Origin of the sequence: Paraburkholderia sp. GAS333 (assembly GCF_050435665.1) — a bacterium.
Classification (GTDB): domain Bacteria; phylum Pseudomonadota; class Gammaproteobacteria; order Burkholderiales; family Burkholderiaceae; genus Paraburkholderia; species Paraburkholderia fungorum_A.
The window spans coordinates 144,733-160,070 of the sequence record NZ_JBNDKS010000007.1; the positions used below are offsets into that span (position 1 = coordinate 144,733).

A 15,338-nucleotide genomic window follows, 5' to 3' on the forward strand; every position below is an offset into this window, starting at 1 on the left:
AAATTGCAATTCTTGCATTAGAATGCGATTGATTCTCATTAATCAATGTGACTGCGTTCATTCGTCCAGTGGCCAATTCATCTGTAATGACTTATCAGATCGACGCCGTCGGCTTGCTCTACCGGGAGCATCACCGCTGGCTCGTCGGCTTTCTGCATCGCAGACTCGGTGATCGCGACAACGCGGCGGATCTCGCGCACGACGCCTTCGAGCGCCTGCTGCGCGGCGATCCCGCGCAAGCCATGCAGCAACCTCGCGCGTATCTGACGACGATTGCAAAGAATCTGATGGTCAGCCACTTCCGCCATGCTCAGGTCGAACGTGCCTATCTGGACGTCCTGGCAAGTCAGCCGGAAGCCACCGCGCCATCGCTCGAAACGCGTGCGCTGATTCTGGAGACACTGGAACGCTTATGCCGTCTGGTCGAGGCGATGACCCCGCGAACCCGCACGGTTTTTCTTCTCGCCCAACTCGACGGGCTCAGCTACCCGCAGGTGGCGCAGCAGCTTGGCCTCTCGCTCGATGTGGTCAAGAAGGCCATGTCCAAGGCATTGCAGCAATGCTATGCAGTGGTCTACGAGTGAGCCTGTTCCGCCCAATCCAGGCTTGACCGGATGACACCCGCGAATCGTATCGACGCGTCTATCGTCGCTCAGGCTGCCGACTGGGTCGTCAAACTTCAGACGGCTCCCGACGCACAGGATCAAGCCGAGTTCGAGCGCTGGCGATCGGCGAGTCCGGTCCATGCCGAAGCATGGCGACGCATGGCCGAGATGACGCAGAGCTTCAATGACAACGTCGGCGAACTCGGGTCTAAGACGGCGCGCTCGGTGATCGAGAGCGTCACCGCGCAGCAGAAGCGCCGTCGCGCGATGACACGCCTGCTGACGCTATCTGGCGCGGGTATCGTCGGCTGGACATTGCTGGACGTCACTCCCTGGCGCGGCTGGACTGCGGGTTTCAGCACGGCCGTGGGCGAGCAGCGCGAGTTCGTGCTGGCCGACAATACCCGTCTGACACTGAACACCGACAGCGCCGCCGATGTCCGCTTCGACGCGCATCAGCGCCGCATCACGCTGTACAAGGGCGAAATTCTCGTGGTGAGCGGGCATGACCCGGCGGGTCGCCCTCTGCACGTCGATACGCGCAATGGTGCCGTCACGCCGATCGGCACGCGCTTCGTCGTGCGACAGCCAGGCGAAATGGACGGCGATACGCGAGTCAGCGTGATGGAAGGCGTGGTCGAGGTTCGTCCCGCCAACGCGGCCGGCCAGGTCCTCACGCTCACGCGCGGACAAACCACGTCGTTCAACCGCAACGAATTCGAGCCGCCCTCCGCGCTCGATTCCAGCACCGTAGCGTGGATCGACGGGCTGCTCGTGGCGCGCAACATGCGCGTCGCCGATTTCATCGAGGAACTGGCGCGCTACCGGCGAGGCATCTTGCGCTGCGATCCTTCGGTCGGCGACCTGCGCGTCACCGGCACGTTTCCCATCCAGGACACCGACAAGGTACTGCGCCTGCTTCAACACGTTCTGCCGATCACGCTTCACAGCCGCACCCGCTACTGGGTCACGGTTACTCAGCGATCCGCCTGATCCCCCTTGAAGCAGGCCGCAATCGATACGTAACCGCGTCGATTGCACTTTCCCTATTCGTCGAAAACATTGCGCCGAAAAAAATCGGCACTGTTTTCTATTTCGAGCGTTAAACCTCATAAGACGAAGCCGAGGCGCACGGCAGCGTCGTCCATCTACCGCTCGAATCAAGGCCTTTTCATGGTTTCAGTTCAACCTCGCGCCACCGCGCGCGGCGCATTACGTCGTGCACCGAATCTCTTTACGCTGGCTATTGCCATGACTTTCGCCAGCGCGGCGCCCATGTTGCAAGCAAGCGATGCTCACGCGCAATCGCCGCGCGCCATCAACGATGTCCGACGCTACGACATTCCCGCCGGACGCCTCGACGACGCGTTGATCGCCTATGGACGTCACTCCGGGTTGATGATCGGTACCGATCCTTCGCTGACCGATGGCGCACAAAGCGCGGGCTTGCATGGAATGTACAGCGCGCCGGCGGGACTCGATGCCTTGCTGGCGGGTTCGGGTCTTGCCGCAAGCGTTGTCGAAGGAGGCGCCTACAAGCTCTATCGCATTCCGACTCCGCCTGCGGGCACGGAATCGACGACGCTCAAACCGGTTCACGTGAAAGGCCATGCTGAAACCGCGTGGACGGAAACCAGCGGATACGTCGCGTTACGCAGCGCAGCCGGCACCAAAACCGACACGCCCCTGCTCGAAACGCCGCAATCGATTTCGGTCGTCACCGCCGACCAGATCACCGATCAGGCCGCGCAAAGCGTCGGCGCGACGCTGCGTTATTCGCCCGGCGTACGCGGCGACAGTTTCGGCGTGACTACCGATCGCGACTATGTGCGCGTGCGCGGCTTCATGCCGAACTTCTATCTGGACGGACTGATGCTGCCGTACGGTCTCGGCGGTCAGGGCGCGCAATCGGAGCCCTTTGGTCTCGAACGTGTCGAAGTGGTACGCGGGCCGTCGTCGGTGCTGTTCGGACAGAATCCGCCGGGCGGCATCATTAGCATGACCAGCAAACGTCCGACCGACGAAGCGCGTCACGAAGTCGAATTGCAGGGCGGCAGTTACGACCGCGTGCAAGGCGCGTTCGACTTAAGCGGCCCTATCGATCAGGATGGCAAACTGTTGTATCGCTTCGTCGGTTTGCGCCGCGATAGCGGCACCCAGGTGGACGGCGCCGACGACAACCGCACGTACCTCGCGCCGAGTCTTACTTTCCGCCCCACTGCCGACACCTCGTTCACGTTGCTCGCGCAATATCAGAAGGACGATGCCGGGATCGCCACGCAGTACTACCCCGCGTATGGCACGCTGTACGCCAATCCACTGGGACAGATTCATTCGAATCAGAACCTGGGCGACCCCGATCGCGACACGCTTCAGCGCGAGTACTACGCGGTCGGCTATGAGGCGGACCACGCGTTCAACGACGACTGGAAAGTAAAGCAGGCGCTGCGCTACGCCCATGTAAAAACCCACAACTATTCGACGTGGGGCAATGGCTTCGTGACCGACGCGACGACCGGCTTGCCGACCGACTACCGCACGCTGCTTCGACGCGCGACGGACATCAACCGCAGCATGGACGAATTCACCGTCGATAACCAGGTTCAGGGCAAATTCAGGACGGGAGTGTTGAATCACACCATTCTCGCGGGTTTCGATTTCCGCCGCGAGACGATCGACAACTACACCGGCACCGTAGCCGCGAGTTCGATCGATATTTTCAATCCGGTCAACACGGGTGCCGCACCGGCCATCACCTACACCGCGAACAATTTGCAAACGCTGAATCAGTACGGCGTGTACCTGCAGGATCAGGTGAAGCTCGATCGCTGGATTCTGACGTTGAGCGGTCGTAACGACTGGTCGCGCGCCGCATTGAACAATCGCAATACGCACCTCACCACGACCGCGAACGACAACGCATTTACCGGCCGCGTCGCGCTGGGCTATCTGTTCGACAGCGGCATTGCACCGTATATCAGCTACTCGACATCGTTCGAGCCGCAAATCGGCACGACGTCGCCGGAATCGGGAAGCCGTCCTTACACGCCGACTCGCGGTCAGCAAACGGAAATCGGTATCAAGTATCAGCCGAACAATTTCGATGCGCTGTTTGCGGTGTCGCTGTTCGACATGAAGCAAAAGGACGTGCTGACGCCGGACCCCGAGAACATTCTGTATAGCATTCAGACCGGCGAAGTCGGCTCGCGCGGCGTCGAACTCGAAGCGCGCGCGGCGATCACGCGGCAGATCAAGCTGATCGCCAACTACTCGTTCACCGATACCCGCGTGCTCGCGTCGACCAACCCGGCGCAACTCGGCCACCAGTTGCCGCTGATTCCGAAGCATCAGGCAAGCCTGTGGGCAACCTATAGCTTCGATCAGCCGGTATTGTCGGGACTCGAAGTCGGCGCGGGCGTGCGCTACACCGGCGGCTCGTACGGCGATACCGCCAATCTGTGGAAGACGTCGAGCTACACCGTGTTCGACCTGATGGCCCGTTACGACCTCGGCCGTATCGACGGACGCCTGAAGGGCGCATCGGTGACGCTGAACGTGCAGAACATCGGCGATCGCGAGTATCTGACCGGTTGCCAGAGCGCGGCTTCGTGCGAATTCGGCGAGCGTCGCGCGATCCTCGGTACGGTGAGGTACCTTTGGTAAGCCGGCTCTGGCGCGTCGTATCGGCGAGTTCGCGCGGCGGGCTAACCTCCCGGATTGGCGTCGCCATTCTGGGAGGCTATGCGCTCGCCGCGTTGTCGAGCGTGGCAACGCTGCTTCTGCCCATTTCAAGGACAGAAGCGGTGATTGCCGGGCTGCTCGCGAGCTTTATCGTGTATGCGGGGGCCGTCATCTGTGTCTTCGCAACACGCAAGCCGGGCCACTCGGAGAAACGCGCCGGGCTTCGTCAGTCGATGGCGAATCTGCACACGTGGACCGGTTTGCTCGCAGGCTGGTTGCTTTATGCCGTGTTTCTCACCGGCACGGTCAGCTTCTATCGCGACGAAATCTCCGTGTGGATGCGGCCTGAACTCGCATCGCCACACGCGAATGAACCGGTCACGCAAAGCGTCGACCGGATCGTTGCGCATCTCGCGGAGATCGCACCCGACAGTCCGCAATGGCTGATCAGCGTACCGGGCAAACGCGGCAACGCCGCGCACGCGATGTGGCGCGACGCTAGCGGTTTTGTCGAAGGCACGTTCGATCCCCTCAGCGGAGAGCGCGTAAGCGTGCGCGACACCCAGGGCGGCGACTTCTTCTATAGCTTTCACTTCAATCTGTACTACGTGCCGCCGGTAGTGGGCCGCTGGCTGGTCGGCGTGATGGCGATGTTCATGCTGATCAGCATTATCAGCGGCGTCATTACACACAAAAAGATTCTCGCGGACTTCTTCACGTTCCGCAGCGGCAAAGGGCAGCGCTCATGGCTCGATGCACACAACGCGTTTTCCGTACTGGCGTTGCCCTTTCATTTGATGATCACGTATACGGGTCTTGTCACGCTCGCGTTGCTGTATATGCCGTGGGGAATGAAAGCAGCGTTTCCAACTCAGGCGGCGCGCAACGCAGCGGTGTCGCAAATCAACGCGTTCGTGCCGCCCGGGGAGCGCTCTGGACAACACGCACCACTCACACCAATCGCGCCGCTGATCCGGGCGGCCGAAGCGCGCTGGGGCATCGGCGCGGTACGCAATATAACGATCACCAACCCTGGCGACCGGTCAGCGAGAGTACTCGTTGCCCGAAGCGAATCCGGGCGTGTTTCGACCAGTCCGCAATTCCTTCTATTCGACGCGACCGATGGCCGTCTGCTGCGTGTGCAAGACCACGTCGGCCCGGCAGCCGAAACGAGAGGCGTGTTGTACGCGCTGCATATCGGTCGATTCGCCGATCTGCCCACGCGTGCGTTGTACTTCATGCTCGGCCTGGCCGGTACGGCGATGGTCGGCACCGGGCTCGTCATGTGGACGGTTAAACGCAGACCCAGGCTGCCTAATCCCGACCGTCCGCCGTTCGGCTTTCGACTGGTCGAACATTTGAACGTCGCGACGATTGTCGGCCTGCCCATCGCGATGACGGCCTATCTCTACGCAAACCGGCTGTTGCCGGAATCGCTCGCACAGCGTGCAGAGTGGGAGATTCGTGTGTTCTTTGTCGTATGGGCAGCCACTTTCGTCTATGTGGCGTGCCGGACTCCGGCGCGCGCCTGGGCCGAGTTGCTCACATGCGCTGCGATCATGTTTGCGCTGCTGCCCTGCGTAGATCTTTTGACAACCCACGGTCTGCTCTTTTCGCGTCTCGTCGATGGCGACTGGCTATTCGTCTGTTTCGACCTGGCATTGTTCGCACTGGCGGTTTTGTTCGCGCGACTCGCGGTACGCGTCAGACGGCGCGAACGTGCAATAGGAAGTCAGGGACGAGAATGCACGCGATAATTTTTTTCATCGCGCTGGCCGGCTTTGTTGCAACCTGCCTCGCATCGTCGCGGCAACAGGAGCGTCTGTTCGGCCGAACCATTCATGGAGACGCGCAGGTGCTGCTGCGTTTTGTAGCGTGCGCTTCTTTTTGTGCTGCGCTCGTCTACGCCGTTCACGAAGCGGGCTGGTCGTTCGGTCTTGTCATCTGGTTTGGACATCTCAGTCTTGCAGCGGGCGTCGCGTTTTTATCGCTGATCCTGTTCGATCGCTTACGCAGTATTTGAAAGAAGCACCGCACGTCTTGCTCAACCGGATTCAGCGGACAATATTCGCCCGCATTTCCGTAGCCGTTACGAAGCCTTATTCAGCGCCTTAAAAAACGAAGACACCAGCACGCTGTCGCGTCGCTCGCGCAAACAGCACACATGAATGTGCGTACTGACCGGATCGCCGTCGATCCGCAACGGCCGCAGCCTGTCATCGGGAACGTACTCCGACTGCGAGACCGTACCCACTCCCAGCCCGCGCGCAACGGCTTCACGCAATGCCTCACGGCTGCCTATTTCCATCGCCGTGCGCGGCTTCAACCTTGCATCGATAAACGCAGTTTCCAGCGCCTTGCGCGTTGTCGAGCCGGGTTCGCGCATCAATAGCGGCTCGGCGGCGAGTTCGTCGAGCGTGATCGTGTCGCGAGAAGCCAGCCTGTGCGCGCAATTGACGAACGCTATCACCGGATATCGCGCATACGGCTGCATGTGATAACGCTCGTCGTCGAATACGCTGGCAATCACGCCGACATCGCACGCATAGTCGTTCAGGTCGCGTAACACGTCCTCGGAATTGCCGAGCGTGACCGCGAGATGCATGTGCGGATATAGCGCGTGATACGACTCGATCATTTCCGTCACGTGGAACGGGCCGACCGCGCCGATCTTCAGCGAACCGTGTTTGAGCGTGCCGCTGTCGTGCAGCATCGAATTGGCATCGGCTTCGAGGCCGCTGATCTGCCGCGCGATCGGCAACAGGTCCATGCCGACTGCCGATAACTCGACGCGCCGTCCGCGCCGATGGAACAGTTCGACCCCGTGTTCTTCTTCGAGCGCCTGAATCTGCGACGTGATCGTGGTCTGGCTGATCGACAGTGCACGCGCGGCCGCGGTGAAGCCGCCATGCTGGACAACGGCGATAAAACTGCGCAACTGAACGAGCGTCATAGGCTGATAGGTGAATTCGTCATACGTATGGCCTGAATCGATCCATCGAAAAAATCGATTGAAACCCTGTAATTAACCGGGTGATTCGATCATAGGTGCGTCATGTGACAAAACTAAGCTGTGTTCATCGACACCTCGCCACCTTTTTGGGTCATGAACACGATGCAGCCTTCCACTCTTCACACCGCCTATTCATATGGCCGCACGTATCGCGGTCCCGTCACCACGGCCATTTTCGACTGGGCCGGTACCGTGCTCGACTTCGGCTGCATTGCGCCGGTCGATGCCTTTCGTCAGTGCTTCGCGTCGGCCGGTGTGCCGATCTCCGAAGCCGAAGCGCGTGCGCCGATGGGCGCGGCCAAACGCGAACATATCGTCGCGATTCTGCGGATGCCCGATGTGCAGTCGCGCTGGAAAGCACATCACGGTGTTCAGTCGAATGAAGGCGATGTCGACGCGCTGTACGCCGAATTCCTGCGCGTCGACGAGCGCAATGTCGCGCGCTATAGCGACCTGATTCCGGGCGCACTCGACTCGCTGGCCGCGCTGCGGGCACGTGGTATCCGCATTGGCAGCACGACCGGTTATCCGCGCGAAGTGATCAACAACCTGCTGCCGATTGCGAGCGATAAAGGCTATCGCCCCGACCATTGCTGCACGGTTAGCGACGTGTCGCGCGGGCGCCCGTTTCCCGATATGTGCCTCGACAACGCGTTGGCGCTCGGTGCGCCCGACGTGCGCGCGTGCGTCGTCGTCGACGATAGTCCGACGGGTCTCGAATCCGGTCTCGCGGCCGGCATGTGGACCGTCGGCATTGCGGCGAGCGGCAACGAAGTGGGCCTCTCGCTGGCCGACTGGCAGGCGCTCGACGACGACGGCCGACGCTCGCGACTGGAACCCGCGCGTCAACGTCTTGCGCGAACCGGCGCGCACTATGTGATCGACAGCATTGCCGATCTGTTGCCGGTGATCGACGCGATCGAAACGCGTCTCGCCGCAGGAGAAAAAGCGTGAAGACGTGGAGCTTTCATAACCCTGTGCGCGTGCGTCTCGGCGTCGATACGCTGAATGAAATCGGTACGCTGCTGAACGGCCGCAGTTATGCGATCGTCACCTACCCCGACACGCCATTCCGCGCAATGACCCAGCGGATCGAAACGATCGCCGGTCCCGCACTCGCCTGCATCGACAACGTCGAAGCGAATCCTTCCATTTCGATGCTGCGCGCTGCGTGCGCACAACTTGCCGCGTTGCCCCGTTTGCCTGAGGTGCTGGTCGCGTTGGGCGGCGGATCGGTGATGGATTCCGCGAAAGTGCTGGCCGCCGAACACGGCGAGTTCGAGCCGATGCTCGCGTATCTGACGCAAGGGCGCGAAAGCGGCCGCCGCGCATTGCCGATCATCGCGATTCCCACCACGTCAGGTACGGGTAGCGAAGTCACTTCGTGGGCCACCGTGTGGGACCCGGAGAACGACCGCAAGCTCTCGTTGTCGCGTGACGATTTGTACCCCGAAGCAGTGCTGGTCGATCCCCGCCTCGTGGTTGGCTTGCCGCGCGTGCAAACCGTGGCGAGCGGGCTCGATGCGTTGTCGCATGCGCTCGAAAGTCTGTGGAACGTGCATGCCAATCCGGTGACGCGCGGCCTGGCCGTCGAAGCCGCGCGCGAGATCATCGACGCGCTGCCGCAAGTCGCCGCCGATCCCGCCAATCTCGACGCGCGCAGCCAGATGGCGCTCGGCGCGTTGCGCGCGGGTCTCGCGTTCTCGAATACGCGAACCGCGCTCGCGCACAACATTTCGTATGCGATCACGCTCGGCCACGGCGTGCCGCACGGCCTTGCATGTTCGTTCTGCCTGCCTGCCGTGATGCAGGCCGCGCTCGGCGCAGATCCCGCGTGCGACGCCGCGCTCGAAGCCATTTTCGGCTCGCTAGATGAAGCGCCGCAACACCTAGCCGACTTTCTGCGAGCGCTGAACGTCGATACGCATCCTGCCGCTTACGGTCTCGCTTCAGGCGAATGGACCCGCATTGTCGACGAAGCATTCGACGGCGCACGCGGACGGAATTTCATCGGCTCGCGCGCCCAGTTTCCCTCTTTCGATTTCGAACCGACGCTGCTCAAGGAACCATCGTGAACCCTGAAAACACGATTCAAACCGACGCGCTCGCGCGTCTCGACAACATGCCGTGGACCCGCTTTCACACACTGCTGATCGTTGCACTGGGCGTTGGCTGGGCGCTCGATTCGTTCGAGACCAACATCATCGGCAGCGTGTTCGGCGTGTTGAAAACGCAGTGGCATTTGAGTTCCTCGCAAGGCTCGATCGCGGTGAGCGTGTGGGTGTTCGGGATGCTGGTGGGCGCAATCGGCTTCGGCTATCTGGCCGACCGCTTCGGCCGCAAGCGGCTCTTTCTCGCCACGTTGCTCTGGTACGCCGCGTTCAGCGTGATGACGGTGTTCTCGTGGAATTTCGACTCGTTCCTGTTCTTTCGTGCGATGACTGCGCTGGCCGTCGGCGGCGAATATTCGGCTGTGACCGCGACGATGGGCGAGTTCATTCCGAAACGCCATCGCGGTAAAACCGATTCGCTGATTCTGTCGGGCTTTCCGCTCGGCGCACTGCTGTCGGCAGGCGTGTCGTATCTGGTGCTGAACAATCTGCCTGCGGATATCTCGTGGCGCGTCGGTTTCGGTCTCGGTACGACGATGGCGTTGCTGTTCTTCTGGATTCGCCGCGTGATTCCCGAGTCGCCGCGCTGGTTGCTGCAACAGGGGCGTGTGAGCGAAGCGGAAGCGGTGGTCGATCAGATCGTGAGCAGCGCGTCGCCGGAGCAGGCGGCGCAAGCGGGCCGCCGTTATCCGTCGGTTGGATTCGTGCCGGAACAGGCTGCGTTCTGGCGCAACGTGCGGGCACTGTTCGGCGAATATCGCGGACGCTGCCTGGTGGCCAGCGCATTCAATTTCTCGCAGGCGGCGGTGGTGTACGGCGTGCTTTCACTGATGGCGCTGGTGATTCTGCCGTTCATGAAAGTGCCGGCCGGCGATATGCCGCTCTACTACATGTACGGCAACGCAGCGGCGCTGTTCGGCGGCTTGACGGCTTCGGTCCTGGTCGAACGTTGGGGGCGGCGTGCATCGCTGTTCGTCAGCTATACGTTCACCACATTGTCGATTCTGGTGATCTACGGAACGAGCTCGCTGCCGGGTATGGTGATCGGTTACTGCATGATCCAGTTCGGCGTGACGTGGGCCTATATTTCCGGCTACGTCGTTTCGTCCGAAATTCTGCCGACTCGTGTGCGGGCGACGGGACTGGGTGTTTCCGTGGCCGTGGGACGCGTCGGTGCGGTCGTGGCGCCGCTGATGTTGACGAACGCGTATGCGAGTTCGGGCACGCCTTCGTCGGCACTGATTGCACTGCTCGCGCTTGCGTTGCCGGGGCCGATTGCGGCGGCGTACTGGTGGGTTCGCGGTAGCGAGACGCGCAACGTGTCGCTGGAAACGGGAAGCGGGCAGGTTGGTGCGAGTGTGTTGCAGTAGGCGGTTTTGAGGAGCGGCGGTTGGCGAGCTTCACTGCTCTGGCCGACCGCCTCAGCCACCTCTATTCAATAGCTATCTGAGTTCGACGATTGCGCACCCCACTTCGCCTTTGAAATTTGAATCCACACACTGTCTCGATTTCGATTATCCTTTCGCACATGAAGCGATTCCACATCAACTCCATTATTAGCGCCGCGACAGTCCCGGCGGGATAGCTATTGAGTTGACAATACGCAATCACAACCCGCCCAGAAGGCGGGTTTTTGCTTTCTGGGCTCTCAACGGAGCGCCAGGCAATGACGAATGAAAGCAGTTCCGCTAATGCAGTTGACTCGTATGACGCCGCCGTTCTCCATATGGTGTGCGGCAAGATTGCGTCGGGCAAATCCACGTTGACGGCACGACTCGCGGCTGCCCAGCGGACTGTGCTGATCAGCGAAGACGTATGGATCGCACGTCTTTACCCGGACGAAGTTCATACGCTCGACGACTACGTGCGCTGCGCAGCACGCGTGAAGACCGTTCTCACAGCACACATTCAGTCGCTTCTGTCGGCGGGAATATCGGTAGTGCTCGACTTTCCATTCAATACGGCCAGCACGCGGGCGTGGGGGCAATCTTTATATCGGATCGCCGGCTGCGAACATCGGCTTCACTATCTGGATGTGAGCGGCGACATTTGCAAATCACGATTGAAGGCGAGAAACGCGGCGGGCGAGCATCCGTTCCAGACATCGGACGCGCAATATGAGCTGATCACCCGCTACTTCGTCCCACCCGCATCGAACGAAGGATTCGACATCGTCGTATATGACGAAACAGGACGTTGCTCGTGAGTTCCGGATAACGCACTGCAACGAACTCAATCATCCGCAAGAAAGTTCGGATGACTCGTGCGAATCTGATCGATCTGATTCAGCGTGCCCGACAGATGTTTGCGGAGCGCTGCCTGCGCGGCTTCTACATCGCCCTTTTCGATCGCATCGACGATCTTCGTATGATCGCGCACCACCGCCATCGTCTTACCCTCTACCGGCAGATGCAAACGGCGCAAACGGTCGATATGCCCGCTCAGCCGACGCACCAGATCCCAAAGCTGCGGTACGCCCGCCGCTTCATACATCTGCCGGTGGAAGGCCTGATCGAGCAAGGAGAACTGCTCGATGTTTTTCGGATCGCGAAGCTCGGTTTGCCCGGCAATCGTCGCGCGCAAGCGGCTGATTAACTCGGCGTCGGGCTGCCCGGCAAGCGTGCGTACGACCTCCAACTCGATCGAACGGCGCAGGAAATGCGCCTGCAACGCCGAGGTCACATTGATCTGACTGACGACCGTGGCGTGCTGCGGAAAGATGTCGACCAGCCCCTCTTCACCGAGCTTCATGAGTGCGTCGCGCACGGGCGTCTGACTCAGGCCATAGCGGGTCGCCAGATCGGCGCGCGAAAGGACGGTGCCCGGCGCCAGTTCGAGCGACAGAATCATTTCGCGCAGTTGTTCGAATACCTGCGGCGCAGCATGACGGGACCGATCGAGCCGGTTCGCCGTCGACGAAGAAGCGTTGATTTTCATGGCAAAAACAGAATGTAGACGCAGGCGCGGCATGCGACCGAGGCCCGCTGAGATACTAATACTATAGCCGACGCCCGAACCGCCCCGCGAGGCGGACAGCCGATTTTCGCCATACGGGCATGGGTATTTTCCCGACTGACGCACTAATACATTAGTGCTTTACAATGGATTCATCACACTCCCCTAGCCCTATTTGCTGATTGCCACCATGACTCGCGACATCACCATCACGCAGGTCCGCATCACGCCGATCGCCTTTCGCGACGGCCCGCTGCTCAACGCCGCCGGCATCCACGAACCGTGGGCATTGCGCGCCATCGTCGAACTGGAAACGAGCGATGGCCGCGTCGGTATCTCCGAAACTTATGGCGACGAGCCGATGCTGCGCGTGCTCGAGCAGGCGAAGGCGCTGGTGATCGGCCTGTCGCCGTTCGATCTCAACAAGATGGAAGAGCGTGTGCGGGCGTCGATCAAGGCCAGCCCCGGCGCGGTCGAATTCGAACTGGCGCCCGGCTCGCACGCGGCCAAGAACGCGCCGAAAGTCATCAGCACACTCGAAGTCGCGATGCTCGACCTGCAAGGTCAGATCGTCGGCGCGCCGATCGTCGACCTGCTCGGCGGCAAGGTCCGCGATGCGGTGCCCTACAGCGCCTATCTGTTCTTCAAGTACGCGGAGCACATCGAGAAGCCGTACGCGCCCGACGCGTGGGGCGAAGGCTTGAGCGCGGAGCAGATCGTCGCGCAGGCGCGTCGCATGATCGATATTTATGGCTTCCAGAGCATCAAACTGAAAGGCGGCGTGTTCGAACCGGAGCACGAAATCGCCTGCATGCGCGCACTGCATGAAGCGTTTCCCGGCATGCCGCTGCGTCTCGATCCAAACGCCAACTGGACGCTCGAAACGAGCATCGCGGCCGCACCTCAACTCGACGAACTGCTCGAATACTACGAAGATCCGTGCCCGGGACTCGCGGGCATGGCAGAACTTGCAAAACACACGCGCCTGCCGCTCGCGACCAACATGGTGATCACGACGATGGAAGACTTCCGTCGCGGCGCGGAGATGGGTTCGGTCAAGGTATTGCTCTCCGATCACCACTACTGGGGCGGCCTGCGCGCAACGCAGACCCTCGCGCGCATGTGCAAGCTGTGGGATCTGGGTATGTCGATGCACTCCAACTCGCACCTCGGCATCAGCCTGATGGCGATGACACACGTCGCCGCGAGCATCCCCAACCTGACCTACGCGTGCGACACGCACTACCCGTGGCAGGAAGAAGAAGTCATCAAGGGGGGACGCGTGAGCTTCGACAACGGCTCGGTGCGCGTGCCGAGCCAACCGGGCCTGGGCGTCGAACTCGACCACGACAAACTGCGCGAATTGCACGATCAGTACCTGTCGTGCGGCGTACGCAATCGCGACGACCTGAAGCAGATGCGCAAGTACGACCCTGGTTTCAGCGGCAAGAATCCGCGCTTTTGAGCGGCTTTTGAAGGGCCTCCAAGCGGCGTTCAAGTGCGCTCCAAAGCGTGCAAGAACCTGCTTTCAGGCCCGCTCAAGGCCCACTAATAAAGCAGCGTCAGACTGCCCTGCGCCCTGTGCAAACATCCTGCGCGCGGCGCACATTGGCATCCGAGGAGACACCCCATGAGCAGATCTGTTCCAGACGCGGCCCGGCGAGGCCACGCCGACACGCTGGCGAGTGCGGTACGCAAGATCAAGTGGCATGTGCTGCCGCTCTTCGTCGCGATGTTCATCGTCAATTACATCGACCGCGTGAACATCGGCTTCGTGCGTCAGCATCTGAGCGCCGACCTGGGCATCGGCGCCGCGGCCTACGGGCTCGGCGCGGGACTCTTCTTCGTCAGCTATGCGATCTTCGAAGTGCCGTCGAATATCCTGATGCAGCGCTTCGGCGCAAAAATATGGCTGACTCGGATCATGGTCACATGGGGGCTGGCCGCCGTCGGCATGGCCTTCGTGCGCGGCGAGATGTCGTTCTACGCGATGCGCCTGCTGCTAGGCGCGGCCGAAGCGGGCTTCTTTCCCGGCGTCATTTTCTATTTCACTCAATGGTTGCCGCGCGATGAACGAGGCAAGGCCATCGCGATTTTCCTGAGCGGCTCGGCACTCGCTTCTGTCGTATCCGGGCCGATCTCGGGCGGCCTGATGCTGATCAACGGCGCGGGCCTGCACGGCTGGCAATGGATGTTCGTGATCGAAGGCATGGCCTCGGTGGTGCTGGCCGGCTTCATCTGGTTCTGGCTCGACTCGAAACCGCGCGACGCCGCGTGGCTCAGCCGCGCCGAACAGGACGCAGTGATCGGCGAGATAGAAGACGAACAACGTCAGCGCGATGCGGCGCATGCGATCAAACCATCGGCGTGGAAGCTGCTGCGCGATCCGCAAATCCTGATCTTCTGCGTGATCTACTTCTCGGTTTCGCTGACCATTTACGGCGCGACTTTCTGGCTGCCGAGCATCATCCGCAAGATGGGACAGTTCAACGACTTTCAGGTCGGCCTGTTCAATTCGATTCCGTGGCTGATCTCGATCGCGGCCATGTACTTCTTCGCGATGCTCGCAGCGCGCTTCAAATTCCAGCAGGCATGGGTGGCGTGCGTTCTGCTGATCGCCGCGCTCGGCATGTACGCGGCCGGCCAGGGCAGCCCCGCGTTTTCGTTCGTCGCGATCTGCTTCGCGGCGATCGGTTTCAAGGCGGCGTCGGCGCTGTTCTGGCCGATTCCACAGGGCTATCTGGACGCGCGCATTTCCGCGGCCGTGCTGGCCCTGATCAATTCGATCGGCAACCTGGGCGGTTTCGTCGCGCCCGCGGCCTTCGGCCTGCTCGAACAGAAGACCGGCTCGATCGAAGGCGGACTCACCGGACTGGCCGTGATGTCGGTAGTGGCCGCCGGGGCCGTCTTCTTTGCCCGAATGACGCCGCGCGAGGGGCGGCCTGCGCTAGCGCAGCAATAAAAATTTTCTGG

Annotated in this window: 13 protein-coding genes; 11 read left to right on the forward strand and 2 right to left on the reverse strand. The window is 61.1% G+C overall.

Annotated elements, in window-relative coordinates:
* Positions 1 to 86 precede the first annotated feature (86 nt).
* From ABH945_RS30255 to ABH945_RS30275, 5 genes are all read left to right on the forward strand, one after another.
* Entirely contained in the window at positions 87 to 584 is a 498-nt protein-coding gene (locus ABH945_RS30255; RefSeq protein WP_074772553.1) for a sigma-70 family RNA polymerase sigma factor, read from the forward strand.
* A 30-nt stretch (positions 585 to 614) separates the two neighbouring features.
* Positions 615 to 1,598, forward strand: coding sequence for a FecR domain-containing protein (locus tag ABH945_RS30260; protein WP_074772549.1), 984 nt, complete (start codon positions 615 to 617; stop codon positions 1,596 to 1,598).
* Between the two features lie 258 nt (positions 1,599 to 1,856).
* On the forward strand, positions 1,857 to 4,268 hold the full coding sequence (locus tag ABH945_RS30265; protein WP_429253086.1) for a TonB-dependent siderophore receptor: 2,412 nt from the start codon (positions 1,857 to 1,859) through the stop codon (positions 4,266 to 4,268).
* A complete protein-coding gene (locus ABH945_RS30270) occupies positions 4,262 to 6,043 on the forward strand; it encodes a PepSY-associated TM helix domain-containing protein (RefSeq protein WP_429253087.1) in 1,782 nt (593 codons plus the stop codon). Before ABH945_RS30265 ends, ABH945_RS30270 begins: the two co-directional genes overlap by 7 nt.
* Positions 6,031 to 6,309 carry a DUF3325 domain-containing protein gene (locus ABH945_RS30275; RefSeq protein ID WP_429253088.1) on the forward strand — a complete coding sequence of 93 codons (279 nt, stop codon included), beginning with the start codon at positions 6,031 to 6,033 and terminating at the stop codon, positions 6,307 to 6,309. The genes ABH945_RS30270 and ABH945_RS30275 overlap by 13 nt, the downstream gene beginning before the upstream one ends.
* 66 nt (positions 6,310 to 6,375) lie before the next feature.
* On the opposite strand, the gene ABH945_RS30280 is transcribed toward ABH945_RS30275, so the two are convergent.
* Positions 6,376 to 7,239: a LysR substrate-binding domain-containing protein gene (locus tag ABH945_RS30280; RefSeq protein WP_429253089.1), complete on the reverse strand. Its 864-nt coding sequence runs from the start codon at positions 7,237 to 7,239 to the stop codon at positions 6,376 to 6,378.
* Positions 7,240 to 7,401: 162 nt separating this feature from the next.
* Between ABH945_RS30280 and phnX the strand changes: the two genes are divergently transcribed.
* From phnX to ABH945_RS30300, 4 genes are all read left to right on the forward strand, one after another.
* Positions 7,402 to 8,253, forward strand: coding sequence for a phosphonoacetaldehyde hydrolase (phnX, locus tag ABH945_RS30285; RefSeq protein WP_429253090.1), 852 nt, complete (start codon positions 7,402 to 7,404; stop codon positions 8,251 to 8,253).
* Positions 8,250 to 9,374 (forward strand): iron-containing alcohol dehydrogenase PsrA, encoded by a 1,125-nt coding sequence (psrA, locus tag ABH945_RS30290; protein WP_429253091.1) that lies wholly within the window; start codon positions 8,250 to 8,252, stop codon positions 9,372 to 9,374. Before phnX ends, psrA begins: the two co-directional genes overlap by 4 nt.
* 47 nt (positions 9,375 to 9,421) lie before the next feature.
* On the forward strand, positions 9,422 to 10,780 hold the full coding sequence (locus ABH945_RS30295) for an MFS transporter (protein ID WP_429253176.1): 1,359 nt from the start codon (positions 9,422 to 9,424) through the stop codon (positions 10,778 to 10,780).
* A 296-nt stretch (positions 10,781 to 11,076) separates the two neighbouring features.
* Entirely contained in the window at positions 11,077 to 11,616 is a 540-nt protein-coding gene (locus tag ABH945_RS30300) for an AAA family ATPase (RefSeq protein WP_429253092.1), read from the forward strand.
* 26 nt (positions 11,617 to 11,642) lie between these two features.
* On the opposite strand, the gene ABH945_RS30305 is transcribed toward ABH945_RS30300, so the two are convergent.
* Positions 11,643 to 12,347: a GntR family transcriptional regulator gene (locus ABH945_RS30305; RefSeq protein WP_074772531.1), complete on the reverse strand. Its 705-nt coding sequence runs from the start codon at positions 12,345 to 12,347 to the stop codon at positions 11,643 to 11,645.
* Between the two features lie 208 nt (positions 12,348 to 12,555).
* On the opposite strand from ABH945_RS30305, the gene ABH945_RS30310 reads away from it, so the two are divergent.
* Positions 12,556 to 13,830 carry a glucarate dehydratase family protein gene (locus tag ABH945_RS30310; RefSeq protein WP_429253093.1) on the forward strand — a complete coding sequence of 425 codons (1,275 nt, stop codon included), beginning with the start codon at positions 12,556 to 12,558 and terminating at the stop codon, positions 13,828 to 13,830.
* 165 nt (positions 13,831 to 13,995) lie between these two features.
* On the forward strand, positions 13,996 to 15,327 hold the full coding sequence (locus ABH945_RS30315; protein WP_429253094.1) for an MFS transporter: 1,332 nt from the start codon (positions 13,996 to 13,998) through the stop codon (positions 15,325 to 15,327).
* The last annotated feature ends 11 nt before the right edge of the window (positions 15,328 to 15,338 follow it).

What these genes read in the sequence shown, in the direction of transcription:
- ABH945_RS30310 (WP_429253093.1), top strand. Translation starts at nt 12,556, where the DNA reads ATGACTCGCGACATCACCATCACGCAGGTCCGCATCACGCCGATCGCC.
- ABH945_RS30305 (WP_074772531.1), bottom strand. Translation starts at nt 12,347, where the DNA reads ATGAAAATCAACGCTTCTTCGTCGACGGCGAACCGGCTCGATCGGTCC.
- ABH945_RS30295 (WP_429253176.1), top strand. Translation starts at nt 9,422, where the DNA reads ATGCCGTGGACCCGCTTTCACACACTGCTGATCGTTGCACTGGGCGTT.
- ABH945_RS30255 (WP_074772553.1), top strand. Translation starts at nt 87, where the DNA reads ATGACTTATCAGATCGACGCCGTCGGCTTGCTCTACCGGGAGCATCAC.
- ABH945_RS30280 (WP_429253089.1), bottom strand. Translation starts at nt 7,239, where the DNA reads ATGACGCTCGTTCAGTTGCGCAGTTTTATCGCCGTTGTCCAGCATGGC.
- ABH945_RS30300 (WP_429253092.1), top strand. Translation starts at nt 11,077, where the DNA reads ATGACGAATGAAAGCAGTTCCGCTAATGCAGTTGACTCGTATGACGCC.
- ABH945_RS30265 (WP_429253086.1), top strand. Translation starts at nt 1,857, where the DNA reads ATGACTTTCGCCAGCGCGGCGCCCATGTTGCAAGCAAGCGATGCTCAC.
- ABH945_RS30260 (WP_074772549.1), top strand. Translation starts at nt 615, where the DNA reads ATGACACCCGCGAATCGTATCGACGCGTCTATCGTCGCTCAGGCTGCC.
- ABH945_RS30275 (WP_429253088.1), top strand. Translation starts at nt 6,031, where the DNA reads ATGCACGCGATAATTTTTTTCATCGCGCTGGCCGGCTTTGTTGCAACC.
- phnX (WP_429253090.1), top strand. Translation starts at nt 7,402, where the DNA reads ATGCAGCCTTCCACTCTTCACACCGCCTATTCATATGGCCGCACGTAT.
- ABH945_RS30315 (WP_429253094.1), top strand. Translation starts at nt 13,996, where the DNA reads ATGAGCAGATCTGTTCCAGACGCGGCCCGGCGAGGCCACGCCGACACG.